The sequence below is a fragment of the Nocardioides cavernae genome (genome assembly GCF_013410035.1).
Classification (GTDB): Bacteria; Actinomycetota; Actinomycetes; order Propionibacteriales; family Nocardioidaceae; genus Nocardioides; species Nocardioides cavernae_A.
The window spans coordinates 870487-893693 of the sequence record NZ_JACCBW010000001.1 but is presented as its reverse complement, the minus strand read 5'-3'; the positions used below and the strand labels follow the sequence as shown (position 1 = coordinate 893693).

At 72.2% G+C, this 23207-nt stretch carries 22 protein-coding genes; 13 read left to right on the top strand and 9 right to left on the bottom strand.

The genetic code is table 11. The annotated features are described in order from the left end of the window. Nucleotides 1–20 precede the first annotated feature (20 nt). The 3 genes from F4692_RS04370 to F4692_RS04360 are packed head-to-tail and all read left to right on the top strand — an operon-like array spanning nt 21 to nt 2864. A complete protein-coding gene (locus tag F4692_RS04370) occupies nt 21–1316 on the top strand; it encodes a M4 family metallopeptidase (RefSeq protein WP_179618378.1) in 1296 nt (431 codons plus the stop codon). A 3-nt stretch (nt 1317–1319) separates the two neighbouring features. Then, nucleotides 1320–1817: an O-acetyl-ADP-ribose deacetylase gene (locus F4692_RS04365; RefSeq protein ID WP_179618377.1), complete on the top strand. Its 498-nt coding sequence runs from the start codon at nt 1320–1322 to the stop codon at nt 1815–1817. A gap of 51 nt (nt 1818–1868) precedes the next feature. Beyond that, the gene (locus F4692_RS04360; protein ID WP_179618376.1) at nt 1869–2864 is read left to right on the top strand and encodes a DNA topoisomerase IB; all 996 of its coding nucleotides are present in this window, start codon (nt 1869–1871) and stop codon (nt 2862–2864) included. A gap of 21 nt (nt 2865–2885) precedes the next feature. Here F4692_RS04360 and serC read toward each other — a convergent pair whose 3' ends face one another. Then, nucleotides 2886–4007 carry a phosphoserine transaminase gene (serC, locus tag F4692_RS04355; RefSeq protein ID WP_179618375.1) on the bottom strand — a complete coding sequence of 374 codons (1122 nt, stop codon included), beginning with the start codon at nt 4005–4007 and terminating at the stop codon, nt 2886–2888. A gap of 104 nt (nt 4008–4111) precedes the next feature. Here serC and F4692_RS04350 point away from each other — a divergent pair, with 104 nt between their 5' ends. From F4692_RS04350 to F4692_RS04340, 3 genes are all read left to right on the top strand, one after another. Continuing rightward, nucleotides 4112–4594: a GNAT family N-acetyltransferase gene (locus tag F4692_RS04350; RefSeq protein WP_257029496.1), complete on the top strand. Its 483-nt coding sequence runs from the start codon at nt 4112–4114 to the stop codon at nt 4592–4594. Between the two features lie 35 nt (nt 4595–4629). Beyond that, a complete protein-coding gene (locus F4692_RS04345) occupies nt 4630–4995 on the top strand; it encodes a thiol-disulfide oxidoreductase DCC family protein (RefSeq protein ID WP_179618374.1) in 366 nt (121 codons plus the stop codon). A gap of 87 nt (nt 4996–5082) precedes the next feature. Beyond that, on the top strand, nt 5083–5727 hold the full coding sequence (locus F4692_RS04340) for a VldE C-terminal domain-containing protein (protein WP_179618373.1): 645 nt from the start codon (nt 5083–5085) through the stop codon (nt 5725–5727). A 13-nt stretch (nt 5728–5740) separates the two neighbouring features. Here the strand turns inward: F4692_RS04340 and F4692_RS04335 are convergent, their stop codons facing one another. Further along, nucleotides 5741–6847 (bottom strand): citrate synthase 2, encoded by a 1107-nt coding sequence (locus F4692_RS04335; RefSeq protein ID WP_179618372.1) that lies wholly within the window; start codon nt 6845–6847, stop codon nt 5741–5743. A gap of 37 nt (nt 6848–6884) precedes the next feature. Here F4692_RS04335 and pdxH point away from each other — a divergent pair, with 37 nt between their 5' ends. After that, nucleotides 6885–7541: a pyridoxamine 5'-phosphate oxidase gene (gene pdxH, locus F4692_RS04330; protein WP_179618371.1), complete on the top strand. Its 657-nt coding sequence runs from the start codon at nt 6885–6887 to the stop codon at nt 7539–7541. Here the strand turns inward: pdxH and F4692_RS04325 are convergent. Together F4692_RS04325 and F4692_RS04320 are read right to left on the bottom strand one after the other, a co-directional pair. Further along, on the bottom strand, nt 7493–10453 hold the full coding sequence (locus F4692_RS04325; RefSeq protein WP_179618370.1) for a hypothetical protein: 2961 nt from the start codon (nt 10451–10453) through the stop codon (nt 7493–7495). The genes pdxH and F4692_RS04325 overlap by 49 nt on opposite strands. A gap of 21 nt (nt 10454–10474) precedes the next feature. Further along, nucleotides 10475–10879 (bottom strand): hypothetical protein, encoded by a 405-nt coding sequence (locus F4692_RS04320; RefSeq protein ID WP_179618369.1) that lies wholly within the window; start codon nt 10877–10879, stop codon nt 10475–10477. A gap of 106 nt (nt 10880–10985) precedes the next feature. Between F4692_RS04320 and F4692_RS04315 the strand changes: the two genes are divergently transcribed. The 3 genes from F4692_RS04315 to F4692_RS04305 are packed head-to-tail and all read left to right on the top strand — an operon-like array spanning nt 10986 to nt 15272. Then, nucleotides 10986–11576: a TetR/AcrR family transcriptional regulator gene (locus F4692_RS04315; RefSeq protein WP_308645153.1), complete on the top strand. Its 591-nt coding sequence runs from the start codon at nt 10986–10988 to the stop codon at nt 11574–11576. Continuing rightward, nucleotides 11576–13309 carry an ABC transporter ATP-binding protein gene (locus F4692_RS04310; RefSeq protein WP_179618368.1) on the top strand — a complete coding sequence of 578 codons (1734 nt, stop codon included), beginning with the start codon at nt 11576–11578 and terminating at the stop codon, nt 13307–13309. The genes F4692_RS04315 and F4692_RS04310 overlap by 1 nt, the downstream gene beginning before the upstream one ends. 1 nt (nt 13310) lies before the next feature. Further along, nucleotides 13311–15272, top strand: coding sequence for an ABC transporter ATP-binding protein (locus F4692_RS04305; protein WP_179618367.1), 1962 nt, complete (start codon nt 13311–13313; stop codon nt 15270–15272). Nucleotides 15273–15291: 19 nt separating this feature from the next. Here the strand turns inward: F4692_RS04305 and F4692_RS04300 are convergent, their stop codons facing one another. Continuing rightward, nucleotides 15292–16188 (bottom strand): helix-turn-helix domain-containing protein, encoded by an 897-nt coding sequence (locus tag F4692_RS04300; protein WP_179618366.1) that lies wholly within the window; start codon nt 16186–16188, stop codon nt 15292–15294. Nucleotides 16189–16779: 591 nt separating this feature from the next. Here F4692_RS04300 and F4692_RS04295 point away from each other — a divergent pair. After that, the gene (locus F4692_RS04295; RefSeq protein ID WP_179618365.1) at nt 16780–18366 is read left to right on the top strand and encodes an MDR family MFS transporter; all 1587 of its coding nucleotides are present in this window, start codon (nt 16780–16782) and stop codon (nt 18364–18366) included. Beyond that, nucleotides 18363–18806, top strand: a complete 444-nt coding sequence (locus tag F4692_RS04290; protein ID WP_179618364.1) for a MarR family winged helix-turn-helix transcriptional regulator — start codon at nt 18363–18365, stop codon at nt 18804–18806. The genes F4692_RS04295 and F4692_RS04290 overlap by 4 nt, the downstream gene beginning before the upstream one ends. 108 nt (nt 18807–18914) lie before the next feature. Here F4692_RS04290 and F4692_RS04285 read toward each other — a convergent pair whose 3' ends face one another. Both F4692_RS04285 and F4692_RS04280 read right to left on the bottom strand, forming a co-directional pair. Beyond that, a complete protein-coding gene (locus tag F4692_RS04285; RefSeq protein ID WP_218858146.1) occupies nt 18915–20492 on the bottom strand; it encodes a glycoside hydrolase family 13 protein in 1578 nt (525 codons plus the stop codon). Between the two features lie 13 nt (nt 20493–20505). Beyond that, nucleotides 20506–21321, bottom strand: a complete 816-nt coding sequence (locus F4692_RS04280) for a hotdog family protein (RefSeq protein ID WP_218858145.1) — start codon at nt 21319–21321, stop codon at nt 20506–20508. Between the two features lie 63 nt (nt 21322–21384). On the opposite strand from F4692_RS04280, the gene F4692_RS04275 reads away from it, so the two are divergent. Then, complete coding sequence (locus F4692_RS04275) at nt 21385–22065, top strand: iron-dependent transcriptional repressor DtxR (protein WP_179618361.1); 681 nt, start codon at nt 21385–21387, stop codon at nt 22063–22065. Nucleotides 22066–22100: 35 nt separating this feature from the next. Here F4692_RS04275 and F4692_RS04270 read toward each other — a convergent pair whose 3' ends face one another. Together F4692_RS04270 and F4692_RS04265 are read right to left on the bottom strand one after the other, a co-directional pair. Then, a complete protein-coding gene (locus tag F4692_RS04270) occupies nt 22101–22922 on the bottom strand; it encodes a Sir2 family NAD-dependent protein deacetylase (protein ID WP_308645152.1) in 822 nt (273 codons plus the stop codon). Continuing rightward, nucleotides 22919–23185, bottom strand: coding sequence for a DUF2277 domain-containing protein (locus F4692_RS04265; protein ID WP_179618360.1), 267 nt, complete (start codon nt 23183–23185; stop codon nt 22919–22921). The genes F4692_RS04270 and F4692_RS04265 overlap by 4 nt, the downstream gene beginning before the upstream one ends. Between the last annotated feature and the right edge of the window lie 22 nt (nt 23186–23207).

The window sequence follows — 23207 nt, the reverse complement described above, 5'->3', positions numbered from 1 at the left end:
CCGCGAGGTAGACCTGTCCCATGAGGACTCGGGACACCACGCCGCACTGCACCTTCATCCCGCCCTGGCTCGCCGAGCGGGTCGACGGTCCGGACGCCGTGGCGCGCGACGAGGCGTTGCGCGCGCAGCGTCGCGCCACGACGGGCTCCCCGCGTGCGGTGGCACCCGCCGCGACCGCCTGGACCGTGCACGACGCCGGCTCCACGACCTCCCTGCCCGGGACCCCCGCGCGCAGCGCCGGCGAGCCGGAGACCGGTGACGTCGCCGTCGACGAGGCCGCGGTGGGCATCGAGTCGACGCTGCAGATGTTCGCCGAGGCGTTCTCCCGCGACTCCTACGACGACGCCGGCGCGCCGGTCAGCCTGACGGTCCACTACGGCTCGGGCTACAACAACGCGTTCTGGGACGGCACCCAGCTCGTCTTCGGCGACGGTGACGGCCGCGTCTTCGAGCGCTTCACCAAGCCGGTGGACGTGCTGGCGCACGAGTTCTCCCACGCCGTCGTGGAGCGGACCGCCGACCTTGCCTACCGCGACCAGTCGGGGGCCCTCAACGAGTCGGTCGCCGACGTCTTCGCAGCCTGCCTCAAGCAGCGACTCCTCGGTCAGCAGGCCGCCGACGGCGACTGGCTGATCGGGGAGGGGCTCTTCGTCGCCGGGATCCAGGCGCGGGCGCTGCGCGACATGGCGGCGCCCGGCACGGCGTACGACGACCCCCAGCTCGGCGCGGACCCGCAGGTCGGCCACATGGACGACTTCATCGACACCGCCGACGACAACGGCGGCGTGCACCTCAACTCCGGCATCCCCAACAGGGCGTTCCAGCTGGCGGCGGTCGCCGTCGGCAGCACGGCGCTCGAGGGTGCGGGACGCATCTGGTACGCCGCGCTGACGGGCGGCGACGTCCCGTCGGACGCCGACTTCGCGACCTTCGCCGCCGCCACGGTCGCGGCCGCCGGGGAGCAGGCCGACGCGGTGCGCGAGGCCTGGGCGCAGGTGGGTGTCCAGCCCGCCGCGCCCGGCGGCGTCCCCGCACCCGCTTCCCAGGGCCGCCTGCGCGTCGAGCGCAGCGGAGGGTTCGTCGGTCGCAGCGAGGCTGCCGAGGTCGACCTCGACCCGGGCGACCCGGGTCTCGGCGACCTGGTGCGCCAGGCGCTCGGCGGGTCGGACCTCAGGGACGTGCCGCCGCGGCCGGACATGTTCGTCTACTCGTTCTCGGTCGACGGCGGCGCTCCCGTGCGGGTCCCCGAGCACCTGCTCTCGGCCAGCCAGGCCGAGCTCGCGCGCCGGGTGCTGCAGCCGGGCTCGGAGGTCTGAGGCGTGCAGGTCACCGTCGTGCAGGGCGACATCACGGTCCAGGACGTCGACGCGGTCGTCAACGCGGCCAACCGCAGGATGCGCGGTGGCGGCGGGGTGGACGGCGCCATCCATGCCGCGGGCGGGCCGGAGGTGCTCGAGGACTGCCGCCGTCGCTTCCCCGACGGGCTCGCGACCGGCGCGGCCGGCTGGACCACGGCCGGGCGGATGCCGGCGCGCTGGGTGATCCACGTGGTCGGCCCCAACTGGAACAGGGGTGAGCGCGACCGGTCGCTGCTCGTCTCCTGCTACACCGGAGCGCTCGCCGTCGCCGACGAGCTCGGCGCCCGCAGCGTGGCGTTCCCCCTCGTCAGCGCCGGCGTCTACGGGTGGCCGCGCGAAGACGCGATCCGCGCCGCCATCGACACGCTCCGCGCGACGCCGACGGGAGTCGAGGAGGCGCGCATCGTCGCCTACGGCCGGTCGGCCCTCGACGAGGTCGCGTCCGCGCTCGGCGACTGACCCCTCCCTCTGGGTGTCCGGCGGGTCGCGTGGCACCAGTAGGTTCGCGGCATGCCGCGACTGAGGCGCACGTTCCCCGACCAGCCCGGCTGGACCCGACGCCGGTCCGGCAAGGGCTTCACCTACCTCGACGAGGCCGGCCAGAAGCTCGACGCCGAGCAGGTGCAGCGGTGCAAGGACCTCGTGATCCCGCCGGCGTGGAAGGACGTGTGGATCACCCCGTACGCCAACGGCCACCTCCAGGCCGTCGGCACCGACGACGCCGGTCGCAAGCAGTACCTCTACCACCCGCAGTGGCGCTCCAGCCGCGACGCCGCGAAGTTCGACCGGATCCTCGGGTTCGGCAAGGCGCTGTCCAAGGCCCGCGAGCGGGTGCTCGCCGACATCGGCGCCGAGGGCATGACGCAGGAGCGCGCGTGCGCGGCCGCCGTCCGGCTCCTGGACCTCGGCTACTTCCGCATCGGCAACGACGTCTACACCGACACCAACGGGTCGTTCGGCCTGACGACGATGCTGCGCGAGCACGTCTCCCGGACCCGGGACGGGATGCGGTTCGTGTTCGTCGGCAAGTCCGGCGTCGAGCACGACATCACCATCGACGACCCGTCCGCGATCCAGGCGCTCGACGTGATGCGCCGGCGCCGGGGCGGTGGCGACCGGCTGCTGGCGTGGAAGGACGGCCGGACCTGGAAGGACCTGTCGTCCTCCGACGTCAACGACTACATCCGCACGTGCTTCGGCATCGAGGCCACGGCCAAGGACTTCCGCACCTGGCACGCCACCGTCATCGCCGCCTCGGCGCTGGCCGAGAGCGACGAGCCCGGCCAGACCAAGGCCTCACGCAAGAGGGCCGTCTCGGGTGCGATGAAGGAGGTGTCGGAGTTCCTCGGCAACACCCCGACCCTCGCCCGCTCGTCCTACGTCGACCCTCGGGTCGTGGAGGCCTACGAGCGCGGCCGGACCGTCAAGGTCCGCGGAACGTTCGAGACCGACGACGCCCGCCAGGCGGCGCTCGAGCGGGCCGTGCTCAAGCTGTTGAGGGCCTGAGCACGACCTGCCCGTGAAACCTCAGGAGTGGGCGACCACGTGGTCGATCGCGGCGGTGAGCCTCTCCACGTCGGCGGGGTCGATCGCGGGGTACATCGCGATGCGCAGCTGGTTGCGTCCGAGCTTGCGGTAGGGCTCGGTGTCCACGATGCCGTTGGCCCGGAGCGTGGCCGCGATCGCGGCGGCGTCGATCGAGTCGTCGAAGTCGATCGTCCCGATGACGAGCGAGCGGTCGGTCGGCTCGCTGACGTACGGCGTGGTGTAGGCGGTGCGCTCGGCCCAGCCGTACAGCGCGTCGGACGAGGCGGTGGTCCGCTCGACCATCCCCTTCAGGCCGCCCTGCGCGTTCATCCAGTCGAGCTGCTCGGCCATCAGGAACAGCGTCGCGACCGACGGCGTGTTGTAGGTCTGGTTCTTCGAGGAGTTGTCGATCGCGGTCGGCAGGTCGAAGAACGGCGGGACGTAGCGGTCGGTCGCGGCGATCTCCTCGGCGCGGGCCAGCGCGCGCGGCGACATCAGCGCGATCCACAGGCCGCCGTCGGAGGCGAAGCACTTCTGCGGCGCGAAGTAGTAGGCGTCGACCTGGTCGAGGTCGACCGGCAGGCCCCCGGCGCCCGAGGTGGCGTCGACCAGGACGAGGGCGTCGTCGTCGACGTCGGCCGGCCGGCGCACCGGTGCCATCACGGCGGTGGAGGTCTCGTTGTGCGCCCAGGCGTAGACGTCCACGCCCTCCTCGGCGACCGCGTCGGGGCGCGAGCCGGGCTCGCTCGCGATGACGGTCGGGTCGGCGAGCCACGGCGCCTTCTTCGCCGACGTCGCGAACTTCGACGAGAACTCGCCGAACGACAGGTGCTGGCTCTTCTCACGGATCAGCCCGAAGCAGGCGATGTCCCAGAACGCGGTGGCGCCACCGTTGCCGAGCACGACCTCGTAGCCGTCGGGGACGTCGAACAGCGCGGTCAGTCCCTCGCGGACGCGACCGACCGTCTTCTTCACCGGGGCCTGACGGTGGGACGTGCCCATCAGCGAGGAGCCGGTCGCGGCGAGCGCGTCGAGGTGGCTCGTCTGGATCTTGGACGGCCCGGCACCGAACCGGCCGTCGGCCGGGATGAGCTCGGCGGGGATCTGCAGTGCGTCGGTCAAGGGAGGACCTCTCACGTGATGGCGGAAGGGCGGTCCTGACGACGCTGTCAGAGGTTTCTATTGTGGCACCTGTTCGACCACGTCTCACATCGAGGACCCGACTGTTGCCCGACATCGCGCTCCGCATCGAGCGGCTGCCCATCACGCACCCCGACGCGATGCTCCTGGTCGAGGCCGTGCAGGAGGAGTACGTCCTGCGCTACGGCGGGCGCGACGAGTCGCCCATCGACCCCGCCGACTTCGAGGACCCGCTCGGCAGCTTCTTCGTCGGCTACCTCGACGGCGAGCCAGTGGCGACCGGTGCGTGGCGACGCAGCAGCGTGTCGGCGCTCGGCGCGGACGTCACCGCGGAGGTGAAGCGGATGTACGTCGTCCCGGCCGCCCAGCGCCGCGGACTGGCTCGTCGGATGCTCGCCCACCTCGAGGCCACGGCAGCGGACGCGGGGATCCAGGCGCTGGTCCTCGAGACCGGCATGAAGCAGCCGGAGGCGATCGAGCTCTACCTCTCGTCGGGCTACGAGCCGATCCCCGGCTTCGGCTACTACGCCGACTCCGAGCTGAGCCGCTGCTTCGCCCGACGCATCTGACGCGAGCCCCTGACCTCGCGACGTAGCCTGAGGGTGTGGACCGCGGACTCATGCTCAACGACGCCGACTGCGGCTTCTGCATGCGCACCGCGCGCCTCGTGCCCCGGCTCGGGGTGGACGTCGACAGCTCGACCGTGCAGGCCGCCGACCTCGTCGCGCTCGGGGTCGACGCGGAGCGGGCCGTGGTCGAGATGCCGTACGTCCACCCGGACGGCCGGGTGGACTACGGCCACCGTGCCTTCGCCGCGATCCTGCGCACCGGCCCGCTGCCCTGGCGCGTCGCCGGACGGCTGATGACCCTCTGGCCGATCGATCCCGTGGCGGCCTCCGCCTACCGCTGGGTCGCCCACAACCGGCACCGGTTGCCGGGTGGGACACCCGCCTGCGAACTACAGCGTTGATGTTCTGACGTTCCCCTGCAGGTGCCTCGTGGGGCCACCTACGGTCTCCGGGTCAGGAGTGATCCGAGGGAGAGGTGGGACGTCGTCGTGCGAACGTCGCCGCGTGTGGCCGCACTGGCCGCAGGTGCCTGCGCGCTGGTGCTGGGACTGGTGGGCACCAGCCTCCCTGCAGCGTCCGCGGACGAGCCCGTCGACGCCCGCGGCACGGTCACGTCCTCGGCGCCGTACCTCATGCCGATGGAGCCCTACGCCGGCTATCAGCCCCAGACGACGTGCCAGCAGACGCCCAAGCCGGGGGTGCTCATGCTCGCCGACTGGCTCGTCGCCCGCGGCGGCGGGTACGGCCCGATCGCCCGCGCCTGCTCCGGGTCGAGCACCAGCGAGCACAAGGAGGCGCGTGCCTTCGACTGGCTCCTCGACGCCACGGATCCCGTCGACCAGGCGCTCGCCGCGGCCCTCCTGGACGAGGTGCTGGCCCCCGACGACCTCGGCCAGCCGCACGCGCTCGCGCGCCGGATGGGGATCATGTACATCATCTGGGACGACACGATGTACGCCTCCTACGACGGGTTCGTCGCCAAGCGCTACCTCAGCTCGGGCTGCCGCACGCGAAGGAAGTGCTCGACGACCCTGCGACACCGCGACCACATGCACATCTCGCTGACGCGCAAGGGTGCCCGCGGCAAGACGTCCTGGTACTACGCCCAGGGACTCGTCCCACCGGTCGGCTGACGCCGCGACCGGGTCAGGCGCCCCAGGCGGCGTCCCAGCCCTCGACCTCGTCGGCCGGGCGCGTGCTCGGCCCGGCGTACACCGCGGACGGACGGATCAGCCGTCCCGTCGTCTTCTGCTCGAGGATGTGGGCCGACCAGCCGCCGGTGCGCGCGCACGTGAACATCGAGGTGAACATGTGCGCCGGCACCTCGGCGAAGTCGAGCACGATCGCGGCCCAGAACTCGACGTTGGTCTCCAGCACGCGGTCGGGGCGACGCTCGCGGAGCTCGGCGAGCGCGGCCTTCTCGAGTGCCTCGGCGACCTCGTAGCGCGGGGCGTCGAGCTCCTTGGCGGTGCGCCGCAGCACCCGGGCGCGCGGGTCCTCGGCGCGGTAGACGCGGTGGCCGAAGCCCATCAGGCGCTCGCCGTCGTCGAGCAGCTCCTTGACGTAGGACGAGGCGTCGCCGTCGCGCTTCTCGACCTCCTCGATCATCCCGAGGACCCGGGAGGGCGCGCCGCCGTGGAGCGGCCCGGACATCGCCCCGATCGCGCCGGAGAAGGCGGCCGCCACGTCCGCGCCGGTCGAGGTGATGACCCGGGCGGTGAAGGTGGAGGCGTTCATGCCGTGCTCGGCCGCCGAGGACCAGTAGGCGTCGATCGCGTGGGCGTGCCTCGGGTCCGCCTCGCCGCGCCAGCGGATGAGGAACCGCTCGGCGAGGGTCCGGCCCTGGTCGACCTCGGCCTGGGTGACGACCGGCTTGCCGAGGCCGCGCGCGGACTGGGCGGCGTACGACAGCACCATCACGGCGACCCGCGACAGGTCGAGCCGCGCCTGCTCGTCGGAGATGTCGTAGGTCTGTCCCATGCCCAGCATCGGCGCCAGCATCGCCACGGCCGCCTGGACGTCCGCGCGGACGTCCCCGGTGTGGATGGAGATGTTGTAGGGCTCGGCCGGGGGCAGCCCGGGCGTGTAGGAGCCGTCGACCAGCAGGCCCCAGACGTTCTCGAAGGGGACGCGGCCGACGAGGTCCTCGATGTCGACGCCGCGGTAGCGCAGCGCGGACCCCTCCTTGTCGGGCTCGGCGATCTGCGTCTCGAACGCGACGACGCCCTCGAGGCCGTGCTGGATCTCGGTCATGTCCCGCATTCTGCACCTCCCGTCTACCCTCGACCGAATGGACCTGAGTGCGCTGCGCGAGGAGTACGGCCGCGGTGGCCTCGACCTCCCGGACCTGGCCGACGACCCCGTGGAGATGTTCGAGCGCTGGCTGCAGCAAGCGATCGACGCGGGGGTGCACGAGCCGAACGCCATGGTGCTGGCCACCTCCACGCCCGACGGCCGGCCGTCGAGCCGGATGGTCCTGCTCAAGGGGGTGAGCGCGGACGGCTTCGTGTTCTTCACCAACCAGGCGTCGCGCAAGGGCGCCGAGCTCGCCGCCAACCCGCACTGCGCCCTGCTCTTCCCGTGGCACCCGCTCGAGCGACAGGTCCGCGTCGAGGGCGCCGCGACCGAGCTCACCGACGCCGAGGTCGCGGCCTACTTCCACTCCCGTCCGCGCGGCGCGCAGCTCGGCGCCTGGGCGTCCGCGCAGTCGCGTCCCGTTGCCTCGCGCGCCGAGCTCGCGGAGTCGTACGCCCGGGTGCAGGAGCGCTTCGGCTCCGAGGGCGACGGCGACGGGGAGACCGACGTGCCGGTCCCACCGGAGTGGGGCGGCTATCGCGTCGCGCCGGAGGTCGTCGAGTTCTGGCAGGGACGGCCGAGCCGCATGCACGACCGCCTCGTCTATCGCCGGGCCGGCGAGGGCTGGTCGGTCGAGCGGCTGGCTCCGTAGGGCAGGCCCAGCGCGAGCGCCGCAGCGGTGAGCGCGGCACCGGTCACGAGGATCCACGTGGGCAGCGCCGTCGGGATCCCGAGGAAGGTCGCGATCCCCAGGATCCGCGCCATCCCCCACGGCAGCAGTGCCATCTGGTCGTTCCACACCGTGAGGGCGTCCTCGAGGCCGACGGCCAGGAGCAGCGCCGCGAGGGCCAGCAGCGCGACGCCGACCGTCCCGACGACGGTCGCCGTCGCGCGACGACGCCCGACGTGGGCCGCGAGCGACCAGAGCAGCGCGGCCAGGACCCACCCGGCGAGGACGACGGCGACGACGACGTACGCCGACCGCACGCCCGGCTCGGTCCAGAAGGAGAACCAGTAGCCGCCCGGGCCACGCCACGCCAGCACCGCGAGGAGGAGCAGCGAACGGATCGTCACCGCGCCACCGACGGCCGTCGCGACGTGCCACGACCGGGTCCGCAGGGTGAGCGCCACGACGACCGCGGCGAGCACGGCCCAGCCGAGGCCGGCGAGCAGGAGGTGGCTGGGGGCGAGGAACCACGTGAGGACGAGCCGGCTCCAGGCGACCGCCAGCACCGGCACCGCGACGACCAGCCCGCGTGCCACCGGTCCCGGCGCACGCCACGGCGTCACCGCCGTCCGCACCAGCACCCGGCCCGTACGGGTCAGCGCCAGCACGAGGACGAGTGCGACCAGGCCGCCGCGCGCGAGCCACGCCATCGGCAGGTCCCGCGCCGCCCGCTGCTCGCCGATCCTCGCCGCGGTGAGGTTGTACGCCGGCAGCGCCAGGTCGTCGCCGTACGTCGCCTCGTGCTCGGCCGCCGCCACGTCGAAGCGCTCGCGGGCGGCCTCCCACACGTGGCGGCCCTCGCCGGTGTCGAGCCACAGGGTGTGCCGCAGCGTCATCTCCCGGTAGGCGCCGAGCAGTCCATGGAGGTCGACCTGGTAGTCGAGCGAGGCGAGCAGCTGTTCGCGCAGGGCCGGGTCGGCGTACGTCGTCGGGTCGGTGCCCGCGACCAGGTCACGCATCGTCGTCGCGACGTCGACGGCGTGCTGGCCGTCGTCGATCGCGGCGCTCACGCCGTCCGGTCCGGAGTCGCGGGCGATCGCGTGGAGCACGTCGAGGACCGCGCTGTCGCCGGTGAGGATGTCCCACTCGAAGAGCAGCATCTGCGGCGGCGGCTCGAGCCCCAGCGCGAGGGCCCGCACCTCGGCGAACTGGGGGACGTACTGCCCGTGCGTCACCGCCTCGCGGGACAGCGCCATCGCCCGGGTGATCGCGGCGACGGTGTCGGGGTCGGTGGAGAACCACCGCCGCACCCAGTCGGCCGTCGCCTCCGCCGGGTCGGTGCCCGGGTCGCGCGCGAGCCGCGCGGCGACCTCGGAGTTGAGGTCGTAGAGCTGCCAGAACCCGGTGGTCAGCAGCAGCGACATCGGGCCGGCGCGCCACGGTCCACCGTCCTGGGTCCACGTCCAGATGCCCTCGACCCGCGGGTTCGCGGCGATGAAGCGCTGCAGGGCGAGCTGGTGCAGGACGCCGAGGTCGTTGGGGACCGCGCCGAACCCCTCGAACTCCCGGCGGCTCTGCAGCTCGACGATGCGTCGCTGATCGCCCTGCTCCAGGGTGTCGTTGAGCGGCAGCCAGGAGTAGAAGTCGCCGAGGCTGTACTTCGTCGACACGACGAGGCTCGGCGAGTCCACGCCGGCCAGCACCTCGTCGTACGACTCCGCGTCGGTGTGCATGTCACCGACGGCGCCGACGCCCACGCTCCACGTCCGGAAGACGACGTCCTTGTCCGCGCCCTCGGCCGACGTGGTGAAGGCGTCCAGCATCGCGCGGACGGCTTCCGGGGTCGTCACGGTGATCTCGGAGTAGTAGTCGATGCCGGGCGTGTTGTAGATGCCGCCGCCCTCGCCGATGCGGAGCACCACGCCGGCGAGCTGCGGCATCTCGGTCCAGAGCTCGTCGATCGCCGCCTCGTAGACGTCCCACAGCGCCGGGTCCTCCGTGTCGAGGCCGTGCTCGTCGCGCAGGTAGCGCTCGAGGGGGCCGCTGAGGACGAGCATGTCCGTGCGCAGCAGCACGTCGAGCCCGAGCCCGTCGAGCTCGGCCCAGATCGGTCCGAAGGCCTCGCGCACGGCCTCGGCGCGCTCGACGTACGCAGGGTCGTCGGCGTAGACCTCCGGGATCGCCCAGAAGGTGACGTACTCGAGGAAGCCGGGCACGGCGACCGCGTTGTGGCCCTGGGCGAGGACGTGGCGGGCGTACGCGAGCACGCTCTCCCGCGCCTCCGCGAGCTCGGCCCGGTCGACCCACGGCGCCTCGTCGAGGAAGACGTCCTCGAAGGCGCGCGAGTAGTGGGAGTAGTCGGTGCCGCCGCGCCACTGCTCCGGGTCCGGGTCGACGCCGGCCGCGCCGAGGTCGACCATCCGGAAGGGGAGCCGCGACCTGGCCGTCGTCCCGGCCGCGTCGATGAGCGGGCGGTGGGCGCGCGCGGCCTGCGCGAGGTCGTACACGCCACGGACGGCGCCGGTCTCGCTCGTCGCGGTGATGCGCAGGCGGGTCGCGGTGCCGGCCAGGCGGTACGAGTCGTCGGCCCGGTCGTCACCGGCAGGGCCGAGGACCCGCACCCGCAGGGTCGCGCGACCCCGGGTGTCGCCGGACGTCGCGTCCCGGAGCTCGTCGAGGGCGGTGTCGAGGCGTACGCCCCCCGGCGCGTCGACGCGGGTGAAGCGCGGCGGCGCCACGGCCTCGCGCGGGGGAGCGGCCACGAGCTCCTCGACCGGCACCACCTTGGGCTCGACGCGGATGCCGAGCGCGCCGGAGATGCCGGTCGCGAGGCCGACGCCGAGGAGCCCGAGCACGAGCAGGACCGTGGCGACCTGGAGCCCGCGTGTGGTCCGCACGCGTCGCACCCTACAAACGCATCAGCCCAGCGCGCTGGCCCTGATCTGCTCGGCGAGCTTCTGGGCCGACTTCTTGTTCTTCTTGCCGTCGAGCAGCGCCTTGGGGCGACCGGGCATGTTCTGCATGAAGATCGTGACGTGCGAGCCGGTCGGGGTCGGCGTGACCTGGATGCCGGTCGCGGTCTCCCAGCTCAGCATCGTCTTCTTCGTGATCACCGCGATCTCGAGCCCGTCCGGGCTCACGCCGGCCAGGGTGTGGCCGAGGTCGGCGACCAGCTGCTGGATCCCTTCGCTCACCGCCGGCGGCGGGATCGGCAGGTCGAGCTCGGCGCCCGCACCGGTGTTGACGAAGTCGAACGACGGCGCCAGCGCGGCGCCGTACGTGTCGACCAGCTTGGAGTTGAGGAAGCTGTCCATGCGGCTCATGGCTCCGAGTCGACCATGTCCGACGGAGCTCGCGGCATCCCCGGAAACGGCAGGCCCCCAGGTTCCAGCGCTTGTGAGTGAGTGCTCACTCACTTATCGTGGCGGCGTGTCCCCACGCGCTCGCCCGATGGCTCCCGACGACCGGCGCCAGGCCCTGGTCACCGCGACCCTGCCACTGCTGCTCGAGCACGGCCGGTCAGTGACGACCAGGCAGATCGCCGACGCCGCGGGCGTGGCCGAGGGGACGATCTTCCGGGTCTTCGACTCCAAGGACGACCTGGTCACGGCAGCGCTCGAGGACGCGCTCGACCTCGCGCCGTTCATCGCCCAGCTCTACGGCATCGACCGCGACCTGCCGCTCGCGCCGATGCTGCTCGAGGTGGTGGAGCTGTTCCAGCGTCGCTTCGAGCGCGTCTTCACGCTGATGACGCGGATGGGGATGGTCGGACCGCCCCGCGCCAAGGCGCACATGGAGGCCGAGCGCGAGCGGCTGGCGGCGATCGTCACCGCGCTGGCCGAGCCGCACCGCGACCAGCTCCGCGTCCCGCCGGCCCAGCTCATGCACATGGTCAGGCTGCTGACCTTCTCCGGCACCCACCCCCACATCTCCGACGGGCACCCGTTGACCGCCGAGGAGATCGTCGACACCGTCCTGCACGGGGTGCTGAAGACCCCGTCGACCACCGAGGACCGCTGATGCTGCTCCGACTCGTGCGCACCTACCTCGCGCCCTACGTCGCACCCCTCGCCGCCGTGGTGGCGCTCCAGTTCGTCGGCACGATGGCCGCGCTCTACCTGCCGAGCCTCAACGCCGACATCATCGACCGGGGCGTCGTCACCGGTGACACGGGCTACATCGTGCGCCACGGCGGGCTGATGCTGCTCGTCTCGCTCGTCCAGGTCGTCTGCTCCATCGCCGCCGTCTGGTTCTCGGCGCGCAACGCCATGGGCTTCGGCCGTGACCTGCGCGCCGCGATCTTCCACCGGGTCGGGTCCTTCTCGGCCCGCGAGGTCCAGCAGTTCGGTGCGCCGTCGCTGATCACCCGCGAGACCAACGACGTCCAGCAGGTGCAGATGCTGGTGCTGATGGGTGGCACGCTGATGGTGGCCGCGCCGATCATGATGGTCGGCGGCATCATCATGGCGGCCCGCGAGGACGTCGGCCTGTCGTGGCTCGTGCTCGCCGTGGTGCCGGTCCTCGGTGTCTCCATCGGCCTCATCGTGCGGCAGATGGTGCCGAGCTTCCGGCTGATGCAGGAGCGCATCGACGAGGTGAACCGGCTGCTGCGCGAGCAGATCACGGGCGTACGCGTGGTGCGGGCGTTCGTCCGCGAGGAGCACGAGACCGCGCGCTTCGGTGACGCGAACACCCAGCTCACCGAGGTCGCCATCCGCGCCGGTCGCTGGCAGGCCGCGATGTTCCCGACCGTCATGATCGTGGCCAACGTCGCGACCGTCGGGGTGCTCTGGTTCGGCGGGCACCGCGTGGAGGACGGGCACATGGAGGTCGGGGCGCTGACGGCCTACATCTCCTACCTGATGCAGATCGTCATGTCGGTGATGATGGCGATGTTCATGCTGATGATGGTGCCGCGGGCCGCCGTGTGCGCCGACCGCATCTCCGAGGTGCTCGACACCGAGTCGTCGGTCGTCCCCCCGGCGGACCCGGTGACCGACCTCCCCGTCTCGCTCACCCTCGAGCTCGACGGCGTCACCTTCGCCTACCCCGGGGCCGACGAGCCGGTGCTGCGCGAGGTGTCGCTGCGGGCGAGTCCCGGCGAGACCGTCGCCGTCGTCGGGTCCACCGGCGCCGGCAAGTCCACGCTGGTCAACCTCGTGCCGCGCCTCTTCGACGTCACCGGGGGAGCGGTGCGCGTCGGCGGCGTCGACGTGCGCGACCTCGAGCCGGAGGCCCTCTGGTCGCGACTGGGCCTCGTGCCGCAGAAGGCGTTCCTCTTCCGCGGGACCATCGCCGACAACCTCCGCTACGGCAAGGCCGACGCCACCGAGGAGGAGATGTGGGCGGCGCTCGAGATCGCCCAGGCCAGGGAGTTCGTCGAGGCGATGCCCGACGGGCTCGCGTCCGAGGTCGCCCAGGGCGGCACCAGCCTGAGCGGCGGACAGCGCCAGCGGATGGCGATCGCCCGCGCGGTGGTCCGTCGGCCCGACATCTACCTGTTCGACGACTCGTTCTCGGCGCTCGACCTGACCACCGACGCCAGGCTGCGCGCTGCGCTGAGGCCGGTCACCCGCGACGCGACGGTGGTGATCGTGGCGCAGCGCGTCGCCACGATCCGGCACGCCGACCGCATCGTCGTGCTGGAGGACGGCGCGGTCGTCGGCACCGGCACGCACGACGCGCTCCTCGAGACGTGCGCGACCTACCAGGAGATCGTCCGGTCGCAGCTGACCGCCGAGGAGGTGGCATGACATGAGCCAGATGAAGGAGACCGAGCGGGTCCAGCAGGGCCCCGGCGGCCCGGGCCGCGGCCCGATGGGCGGCGGGATGATCGGCCAGAAGGCCGACACCTTCTGGCCGTCCCTCAAGCGGCTGCTGGCGCGGCTGCGCCCCGAGCGGCACAAGGCGTACGCCGTCCTCGTGCTGACGCTGCTCAGCGTGCTCGCCACCGCGATCGGGCCCAAGATCCTCGGCCGCGCCACCGACCTGGTCTTCGCCGGCCTGATCGGCAAGGACGTGCTGTCCTCCGGCGCGAGCCAGGAGCAGGCCGTCGAGTCGCTCCGGGCGCAGGGCGAGACCAACCAGGCGGACATGCTCGCCTCGATGGACCTCACCGACGGCGTCGACTTCTCGGCCGTCGCCGACGTCCTGCTGCTCGTGCTCGCGGTCTACGTGGCCGCGTCCCTGCTCGCCTGGCTCGGCGGCTACCTGCTCAACGACGTCGTCCAGCACACGGTGCTGCGGATGCGCTCCGAGGTCGAGGACAAGGTCCACCGGCTCCCGCTGGGCTACTTCGACAAGCAGCCGCGCGGCGAGCTCCTGAGCCGCGCCACCAACGACATCGACAACGTCAGCCAGACCCTCCAGCAGACGATGAGCCAGATGCTCAACTCGCTGCTGACCGTGTTCGCGGTGCTGGCGATGATGTTCTGGATCTCGCCGCTGCTCGCCCTCGTCGCGCTCGTCTCGGTCCCGATCTCGATGGTGGTGACGGGCGCGGTGATGAAGCGCTCGCAGGGCATGTTCGTGCAGCAGTGGCGCCGTACGGGCACCCTCAACGCCCACATCGAGGAGACCTTCTCCGGGCACGCGATCGTCAAGGTGTTCGGGCGCCAGGCCGAGTCGGAGCGGGTGTTCGCCGAGCAGAACGACGAGCTCTACCAGGCGTCCTACGGCGCCCAGTTCGTGAGCGGGCTGATCATGCCGATCATGATGTTCGTCGGGAACCTCAACTACGTCGTGATCGCCGTCCTCGGCGGCCTCCGGGTCGCCAGCGGCACGATGTCGCTCGGTGACGTGCAGGCGTTCATCCAGTACACCCGCCAGTTCACCCAGCCGCTGACGCAGGTCGCCTCGATGCTCAACCTGCTCCAGTCCGGCGTGGCCTCCGCCGAGCGGGTCTTCGAGCTCCTCGACGCCGAGGAGGAGTCCGCGGACGCCGACGGCCACCCGGCCGCGACCGCCCGCGGCGAGGTGCGCTTCGACGACGTGTCGTTCTCCTACGACCCGGAGCGACCGCTCATCGAGCACCTGTCGCTGGTCGCCGAGCCCGGCAGCACCGTCGCCATCGTCGGCCCGACCGGGGCGGGCAAGACCACGATGGTCAACCTGGTGATGAGGTTCTACGACCCCCAGTCGGGACGGATCCTCGTCGACGGCGTGGACATCGCCTCGGTCCCGCGCGGCGTGCTGCGCGGACGGACCGGGATGGTCCTGCAGGACACCTGGCTCTTCGCCGGCACCATCCGCGACAACATCGCCTACGGCCGCCCAGACGCCAGCGAGGAGGAGATCCTCGAGGCGGCGCGGACCACCTTCGTGGACCGGTTCGTGCACTCGCTCCCCGACGGCTACGACACGATGATCGACGAGGACGGGTCCAACCTGTCCGCGGGCGAGCGGCAGCTGGTCACCATCGCGCGTGCGTCGCTGTCCGATCCGGCCCTGCTGATCCTGGACGAGGCCACGTCGTCGGTCGACACCCGCACCGAGCTCCTGCTGCAGCAGGCGATGGCGGCCTTGCGCTCGGACCGCACGTCCTTCGTCATCGCGCACCGGCTCTCGACGATCCGCGACGCCGACCTGATCCTGGTCATGGAGGACGGGTCGATCGTCGAGCAGGGCTCGCACGACGAGCTGCTCGCGGCCGACGGGGCGTACGCCCGCCTCTACCGCTCGCAGTTCGAGTCGCCGGTCGAAGGGGCGGTCGGCTGACCGATCCGCAGTCCCGCGGTCAGGTGACGGCTCGCCCGTCGGTGCCGAGCATCTGCGCCACCAGCTCGAGGCACCGCAGGCGGGCGGGGGAGAAGTCGTAGGGCATCTTCGCGATCGCCTCCAGAGCCCCCGACGACCCGCGCTGCGGTCCCGGGCGCGGATTGGTCTCGTCGCCGTCGTCGGGGTGCGCGGCGTCCCACGCGTCGAAGAACGCCTCCTCGTCCCCCGCCTGACCGGACTCCTCGATGACGGCGTTCAGCGCCAGCTCGAAGGCGTACCGGACCGCTGCCACCTCTGCCACGCGAGGGTCGTCGACGTCGACCGTGTCGTCGAGGGACTCCTCGGCGGCGTCCACGCGGTCGGACTCCTCCTGCAGGTCCGGGTGGGCCGCGAGTGCGATGAACCGGCCGGCCTGCACGGCCGCGCCGAGCGGGCCGAGGATCCGTTCGGTGACCAGGAGGGTGTCCAGGTCCGCCTGGCGCAGCGCCCCCTCGGGCAGGTCCGCGAGGCGGGTGGCCACGAGCTCGGAGAGCAGCCCCCTCCTGCTGCCCGCGCGGCGCATGCGCTGCACGGCGCCCCGCTGGCGCCGGAGCTCGGCCTCCTGGGCGGCGAGGGTCCCCTCCAGCCGCTCGAGCATCGCCGCGACCTCGCGGTCGCCGTCGGCGCCGCCGGTGTCCGGGTCGGCGACGGCCGTGCGGATGTCGTCGAGGGCGATCCCCGCGTCGGCCATCCGTCGGATCCACAGCAGGCGGATCATGTCGTCGTACCCGTAGCGACGGCGGTCGTCGCTGCCCCGCTCGGGCTCGGGGAGCAGCCCGATCTCGTGGTAGTGCCGGATCGCCCGAGGGGTGGTGCCGACGAACGCTGCCGCGTCACCGATCCTGACCTCGCGTGGGGTGACGAACGGCAGGCTCATCTGTGCTCCTGGTTCCGTGTATGGGGTGGACGTGGCTCCACCGGACCACATGACGCCACGGGAGGTGCAAGCCCGGGCGCTAGTCCGACCGGGTGGATAACGCGTTGAGCGGCCGCGGATCGCGACGTACGCTCGAGGCACACAGAAGGGAGGTGATCCGAAGAATGAGTTCTTTTCGGATGAGTGAGGTGGCTGCCCGCTAGGCAGCCCGGTCCGCCGACAGCTGCCGGCGAATCCACTGCAGCCACCCGACCCGCAGGCTCCCGGAGTTCATCCGCCGGGGCCCCTCTCCGAGGGGCAGCAGCCTGCGGGTCGCTGCATTTCCGGGGTCGCCGCCGGCCCCCACGGCGTACTCCAGTGAGCTTTGGCTCCGCCGCCGGGGTAGTCCAGTGGGAAGTGGTCGCCTCCGGGCCCGCAAGCCAGCCAGAACTCACTGGACTACCCCAGCACGCGTGAGGCCGGCGTCCGGGCCGCGAGCCCGCCCCGGGTGTGGCCCAGGTCTCCCCGCCGCCGGCTGGCGATCGTCGTACGACGCGCGTATCGTTGTGCTCAACAACTATTGCTGTACGCAACCAGAATCGAAGGCACGCAGTGACCCAGGCTCCCCCCGCCAGCGCCGAGCAGGCCGGCCAGATGACCCACCGCGAGGTGCTCGAGGCCCTCAGCGGACTCCTCCTCGCGATGTTCGTCGCGATGCTCTCCAGCACGATCGTCAGCAACGCCCTGCCGACGATCGTCGACGACCTCGAGGGCAGCCAGACCGGCTACACCTGGGTGGTCGTCGCGACGATGCTCGCGATGACGGCGACCACCCCGATCTGGGGCAAGTTCGCCGACATGTTCAACAAGAAGACCCTGGTGCAGAGCGCGCTGGTGATCTTCTCCGTCGGCTCCCTCATCGCCGGCTTCGCGCCGTCGATGGAGGTGCTGATCGGCGCCCGCGTGGTCCAGGGCCTCGGCGTCGGCGGCCTCACCGCGCTGGTCCAGGTCGTCATCGCCACGATGGTGTCCCCGCGTGAGCGTGGCCGCTACAGCGGCTACATCGGCGCGGTCTTCGCCCTGGCCACCGTCAGCGGCCCGCTCGTCGGCGGCGTCCTGGTCGACACCGTCGGCTGGCGCTGGTGCTTCTTCGCCGGGCTCCCCGTGGCCGCGCTCGCCTTCGTCGTGCTCCAGCGCACCCTGCACCTGCCGGTCGTCAAGCGTGAGGTCTCGATCGACTACCTCGGCGCCTTCCTGCTCGTCGGCGGCGTCTCGATCCTCCTCATCTGGGTCTCGCTCGGCGGCATCAACTTCGACTGGGTCTCCTGGACCAGCCTCGCCCTCGTCATCGCCGCCGTCGCCGTCATCGCGGGCGCCATCCACGTCGAGGCCAACGTCGCCATCGACCCGGTGATCCCGCTGCGGCTCTTCAAGGACCGCACCCTCACCCTCGCGACGATCGCGTCGGTCCTGATCGGCCTGGCGATGTTCGGCTCCACGGTCTACCTGAGCCTCTACTTCCAGCGCGCCAAGGACATGAGCCCGACCGAGGCCGGCCTGATGTCGATCTGCATGGTCGGCGGACTGCTCGTCTCGAGCATCGTCAGCGGCCGGATCATCTCCAACACCGGCATCTGGAAGCGGTGGCTCGTCGGCGGGATGGTCGCCGTGATCGTCGGCATCGGCCTCCTCGCCACCATCGACGCCGACACCCCGCTGTGGCGTACCGGCCTCTTCATGGCCGTCCTCGGCCTCGGCCTCGGCGCCACCATGCAGAACCTCGTGCTCGCCGTGCAGAACACGATCGCGCTCTCCGACATGGGCGCCGGGTCGTCCGTCGTGGCGTTCTTCCGCTCGCTGGGTGGCTCGGTCGGCATCGCCGCCCTCGGCGCCGTGTTGGCCCACCAGGTCGCCGACGCCGTCAAGGCGGGCATCGGCAGGCTGGTCGCCGACCACCCCGAGCTCGCCTCGCAGGTCGGCCACGAGACCGGCGGCGTGCCCGACGTCTCGACCCTGCCCGCCCCGATCCGCGCGATCTTCGAGAGCGCGTACGGTGACGCCACCGGTCACATCTTCCTCGTGGCCCTGCCGTTCGCGATCGGCGCGCTGGTCGCGGTGCTCTTCATCAAGGAGGTCCCCCTGCGCACCTCGGTGAAGCGTGAGGACGAGCTCCTGGCCGACGCGGGCCCGCAGGCATGACCGCGAGGTACGACGACCTGCGCCGCATCGAGACCGAGGTCGGCACGCTGATCCGCCGGGTCAAGCGGGTCATGGGGGAGCGTGCCCGTGAGGTCCACCCCGAGCTGCACCCGATGACCTTCTTCATCCTCACCCACCTCGCGAAGGACGGCCCGATGCGGGCCGCCGACCTCTCGGACGCGTTCGGGATGGACAAGGGGGGCGTCAGCCGGCAGGTCCAGACACTGGTCGACCTCGGCCTCGTCGAGCGCCAGCCCGACGCGGAGGACCGTCGCGCGATCCTGCTCGCCGCGACCGAGGAGGGCCACAAGCGTCTCGAGGTGATGCGCCGCAGCCGCAGCGCGCGTTTCGACGAGCGCCTCTCGGCCTGGACCGACACCGAGATCGAGAGCTTCGCCGACCAGCTCGCGGAGTACAACCGCTTCCTGGCCGACGACTGAACCCCGCCCCCCGGTAGTCCGCATCATTCGTCATCCCGGACGGCGTTCGGAGCATGCCGAATGATGCGGACTACGTCGAGATGGCGTGGGGCTCGCCCACGACGTACGTCAGCGCAGCCAGGCGGCGGTGTCGGGCGGGAGCGTCCCGTCGACCGGGCCGCTGGCCAGCAGCAGCTCGCCCGCGGGGAGCTCGACCGGGGTGTCGCCGCAGTTGAGCACGACGGTGAGCGGGCCGCGGGTGAAGGCGAGCACGTCGTCACCGAGCTGGCGCATGGTCACCTCGTCGCCGGCCGTCCAGGCGAACTCGCGGCGTACGCGCAGGGCGTCGCGGTAGAACTCCAACGTCGAGGCCGGGTCGCCGGTCTGCGCCTCGACCGTGAGCGGCGCCCAGTCGGCCGGCTGCGGGATCCACGGCTGGCCCGTGCCGGGGCCGAAGGCGTACGGCGCAGCGTCCCCGCCCCACGGGATCGGGACGCGGCACCCGTCGCGACCGACCTCGCCGGTGCGGAACCACGACGGGTCCTGCCGGTCCTCGGGGGCGACGTCGACCTGCTCGAGGCCGAGCTCCTCGCCCTGGTAGAGGTAGCAGGAGCCGGGCAGCGCGAGCATGGTGAGCGTCGCGGCGCGGGCCCGCGCGAGGCCCCGGGCGCCGCCGCCGTAGCGGGTCGTGTGGCGGACGACGTCGTGGTTGCTGAGCACCCAGGTCGGCGACGCGCCGACGGGCCCGACCGAGGCGAGCGTGTCGGTGATGACCCCGGCGAACGACTCGGCGGACCAGCTGGCGAGCAGCCAGGCGAAGTTGAAGGTCTGGTCGAGCTCGTCGGGGCGCACGAAGGCGGCCATCGACTCCACCGTCTGCGTCCACGCCTCGGCGACGGCCATCCGGTCCGGGCCGGCCTCGTCGAGGATCCGGTGCCACGAGCGGTAGACGTCGTGCACCTCGGGCTGGTCCCACATCGGCTCGTCGGTCACCTGGCGCTCGACCATCTCGGCGGCACCGCTCACCGGGGTGGCGCCCTCCTCGACGACCTGGTCGCGCAGGCTCTCCTCCTTGAACAGGCCGTGGGCGACGTCGACGCGGAAACCGTCGACGCCGCGGTCGAGCCAGAACCGCAGGACGCCCTCGAACATCTCGGGCACCTCGGGGTTGCGCCAGTCGAGGTCGGGCTGGGTGGAGTCGAAGAGGTGCAGGTAGTACTGGCCGTCCTCGACCCGGGTCCAGGCCGGGCCGCCGAAGACCGAGCTCCAGTTGTTGGGCAGCTCGCCCTCGGGGGCGTCGCGGAACAGGTAGCGCGCGCGCTCCGGGCTGCCCGGACCCGCGGCCAGTGCGGCCTGGAACCACGCGTGCTGGTCGGACGTGTGGTTGGGGACGAGGTCCACCACGACCTTGAGGCCCAGCTCGTGGGCGCGGGCGAGCAGATCGTCGGCGTCGGACAGCGAGCCGAACAGCGGGTCGACGTCGCAGTAGTCGGCGACGTCGTAGCCGTGGTCGTGCTGCGGCGAGGTGTAGAACGGCGTGATCCAGAGCGCGTCCACGCCCAGCTCGGCGAGGTGCGGCAGGCGTGAAGTGATGCCCGGCAGGTCGCCGACGCCGTCGCCGTCGCTGTCGGCGAAGCTCCGCACGTAGACCTGGTAGACGACGGCGTTGCGCCACCAGTCGGTCCTCTGCTCGTTCACGTCAGCCATGCGCGGCATCCTCTCAGAGGGCGGTGGGGCCGGGCCGGTCGTGGTCGCCCGGCGTCCGTCCGCCGAACATCGCCGGGTCGACGGCGATCCACGTGTGCTCGGCCGTCGCGACGACGCGGCCGTCGGAGTCGTACAGCGTGGACGCGGTGAAGGTCTTGCGGCCGTCCTGGCCACGGCCCTCGCCGACGACCACGTGGGGCTCGCCGACCACGGGGAGGGCGTCGACGCGCGCGGTCATCCGGCCGAGCACCATCAGCCGCTCGGTGAGGTCGCCGGCCCAGCCGCCGATGCAGTCGAGCGCAGCCCAGGTCGCGGCCACCGAGGCGCGCGGGTGCTCGTCGACGTAGGTGTGCCAGTCCTCGCGCAGGCTCGGGTGCGGCGTCCACGACGAGGCCACCAGGTCCCCGTCGGGGCCGGCGCCCACCTTGCCGGGGAAGATCCGCAGGCCGTCGCCCTCCTCGCGTGCCGTGCCGCACGCGAAGCAGGTCGGGAACGGGTGGAAGTCGTGACCCGGGTACGCCGCTCGTGCCGCCTCGGCGGTGGCCGGGTCGACGGGCTCCACCTCGGCGAGCGGGCGGTCGACCCGCTGCGCCGTCGCGACGGGACCCCCGTCGTACGACGCCGTCGTGACGCCGTCCGTGATCGTCACCGGCAGGGCCGTGTCCAGCGGCGGCGGCCGGCGCAGCGAGACCTCGATCGCGGGCCAGGACCGGCAGTGGTCCTCAGGCGCGTCCGCCGGGTCGAGCGCGGCCAGCGCGCCGGCGGTCCAGCCGCCGTTGCCGGAGTCGGGAGGGCCGCAGAAGCGCCGCGGCACGATCAGCTCGCTCACCGGCATCACTGTGCCACGGCCGGCGTGCGCGGGGCAGTTGCGGGATGGGACACAATGACCACCGTGAGCGACCTGATCGACACCACCGAGATGTACCTCCGCACGATCTACGAGCTGGTGGAGGAGGACATCGTCCCGCTGCGCGCCCGGATCGCGGAGCGGCTGCACCAGTCCGGCCCGACCGTCTCGCAGACCGTGGCGCGGATGGAGCGCGACGGCCTCCTGACCGTCCAGGGCGACCGCCACCTCGAGCTCACCGAGGAGGGCCAGCGCCTCGCGACGCGGGTCATGCGCAAGCACCGGCTCGCCGAGCGCCTGCTCACCGACGTCATCGGGCTCGACTGGGAGCTGGTGCACGCGGAGGCGTGCCGGTGGGAGCACGTGATGTCGGAGACCGTCGAGCGCCGCCTGCTCGACCTGCTGGACCACCCGACCGAGTCGCCCTATGGCAACCCGATCCCCGGCCTCGACGAGCTCGGTGACCAGGTCGGCGAGGACTTCATGGACAACGTCGAGCCGCTCTCCGACGCCGCCGCCGGCGAGGACCAGCGTGTGCACGTCAAGCGGATCTCCGAGGAGATGCAGAAGGACGAGGAGCTGATGGGCGCCCTGCGCCGCGTCGGTGCCCTGCCGGGCAAGACCGTCACCATCGCGCGTACGGACGACGGCATCCTCATCGGCTCCGGCGGCGAGACCGCCGAGCTGGTCGTCGAGGCGGCCGAGCACATCTTCGTGCGCCGCTGAGGGGGTCCGGGGGGAGCCCGGCTGCCGCCATCTACTTACGAGCCCGCAGCCCGGGTGCAGAGTCGGGTCAGGAACTCGCTGCACCCCACCTCGAGCTTGTACGCCGCCAGCGGGTCGCCGCGGGTCTCGCCGCGGTTCACGATCACGATCGGCGTGCCCCCCGCGGCCGCCCGCTTCACGAACCGCAGGCCGCTCATGACGGTCAGCGACGAGCCGGCCACGAGGAGCGCGCCGGACGGGCCGAGCGCCTCGACGGCGGCGTAGCAGCGGGCCACGCGCTCGGGTGGGACGTTCTCGCCGAAGAACACGACGTCCGGCTTGAGGGGCCCGCCGCACGGGCAGCGCGGGACCACGAAGTCGTGCGTGTCGTCGAGGTCGACGTCGCCGTCGGGGCGCGACTCGACCCAGCCGTGCCGCTCGAGCCACTGCGGGTTGAGCGCGTCGAGCTCGCGCTCGAGCGCCGCGCGGGAGGAGGTGGTGCGACACGTCAGGCACACGACGTCGGCGACGCGGCCGTGCAGCGCGACGAGCGCCCGCGACCCGGCCGCCTCGTGCAGCCCGTCGACGTTCTGTGTGATGAGCAGCTGCGGGTCCAGCGCGGCCAGCGCGCGGTGGCCGTGGTTGGGGACGGCGCGACCCATCCGCTGCCAGCCGAGGTGGCTGCGCGCCCAGTAGCGCTGCTGGGCCTCGGCCGAGCCGACGAACTCCTGGTAGGTCATCGGCATCCGCGACGGTGCGCCCGGGCCGCGGTAGTCCGGGATCCCCGAGTCCGTCGACAGGCCGGCGCCGGTCAGCACGACCAGGGGCCGTCCGGCCAGCAGGTCGAGGGCCTCGCCCTCGATCGCGGCGATCGTCACGCGTACCGCGCCTGCGCGCGGGCCCGGGCCTTGGCCGCCTCGACCTCGCGGTTCTTGGGCGGTGCGGTCGTCACCAGGTCGTCCAGCAGGTGCTCGGTGATGTGGGCGATCTCCTTCACCGCGGCGTAGAAGGCCTCCTCGTTGGCCTGCGACGGCTTGGTCGTGCCGGCCACCTTGCGGACGTACTGCAGGGCAGCGGCCGTGACCTCGTCGCGCGTCGCCGGCGGCTCGAAGTTGTTGAGCGGTCGGATGTTGCGGCACATGGTGCGAGCGTACGTCGGGCGC

Bases quoted from the DNA above. Each gene is read 5' to 3' on its own strand.
- F4692_RS04370 (WP_179618378.1), top strand. From the start codon at position 21: ATGAGGACTCGGGACACCACGCCGCACTGCACCTTCATCCCGCCCTGG.
- F4692_RS04360 (WP_179618376.1), top strand. From the start codon at position 1,869: ATGCCGCGACTGAGGCGCACGTTCCCCGACCAGCCCGGCTGGACCCGA.
- F4692_RS04335 (WP_179618372.1), bottom strand. From the start codon at position 6,847: ATGACCGAGATCCAGCACGGCCTCGAGGGCGTCGTCGCGTTCGAGACG.
- pdxH (WP_179618371.1), top strand. From the start codon at position 6,885: ATGGACCTGAGTGCGCTGCGCGAGGAGTACGGCCGCGGTGGCCTCGAC.
- F4692_RS04320 (WP_179618369.1), bottom strand. From the start codon at position 10,879: ATGAGCCGCATGGACAGCTTCCTCAACTCCAAGCTGGTCGACACGTAC.
- F4692_RS04310 (WP_179618368.1), top strand. From the start codon at position 11,576: ATGCTGCTCCGACTCGTGCGCACCTACCTCGCGCCCTACGTCGCACCC.
- F4692_RS04305 (WP_179618367.1), top strand. From the start codon at position 13,311: ATGAGCCAGATGAAGGAGACCGAGCGGGTCCAGCAGGGCCCCGGCGGC.
- F4692_RS04300 (WP_179618366.1), bottom strand. From the start codon at position 16,188: ATGAGCCTGCCGTTCGTCACCCCACGCGAGGTCAGGATCGGTGACGCG.
- F4692_RS04290 (WP_179618364.1), top strand. From the start codon at position 18,363: ATGACCGCGAGGTACGACGACCTGCGCCGCATCGAGACCGAGGTCGGC.
- F4692_RS04285 (WP_218858146.1), bottom strand. From the start codon at position 20,492: ATGGCTGACGTGAACGAGCAGAGGACCGACTGGTGGCGCAACGCCGTC.
- F4692_RS04265 (WP_179618360.1), bottom strand. From the start codon at position 23,185: ATGTGCCGCAACATCCGACCGCTCAACAACTTCGAGCCGCCGGCGACG.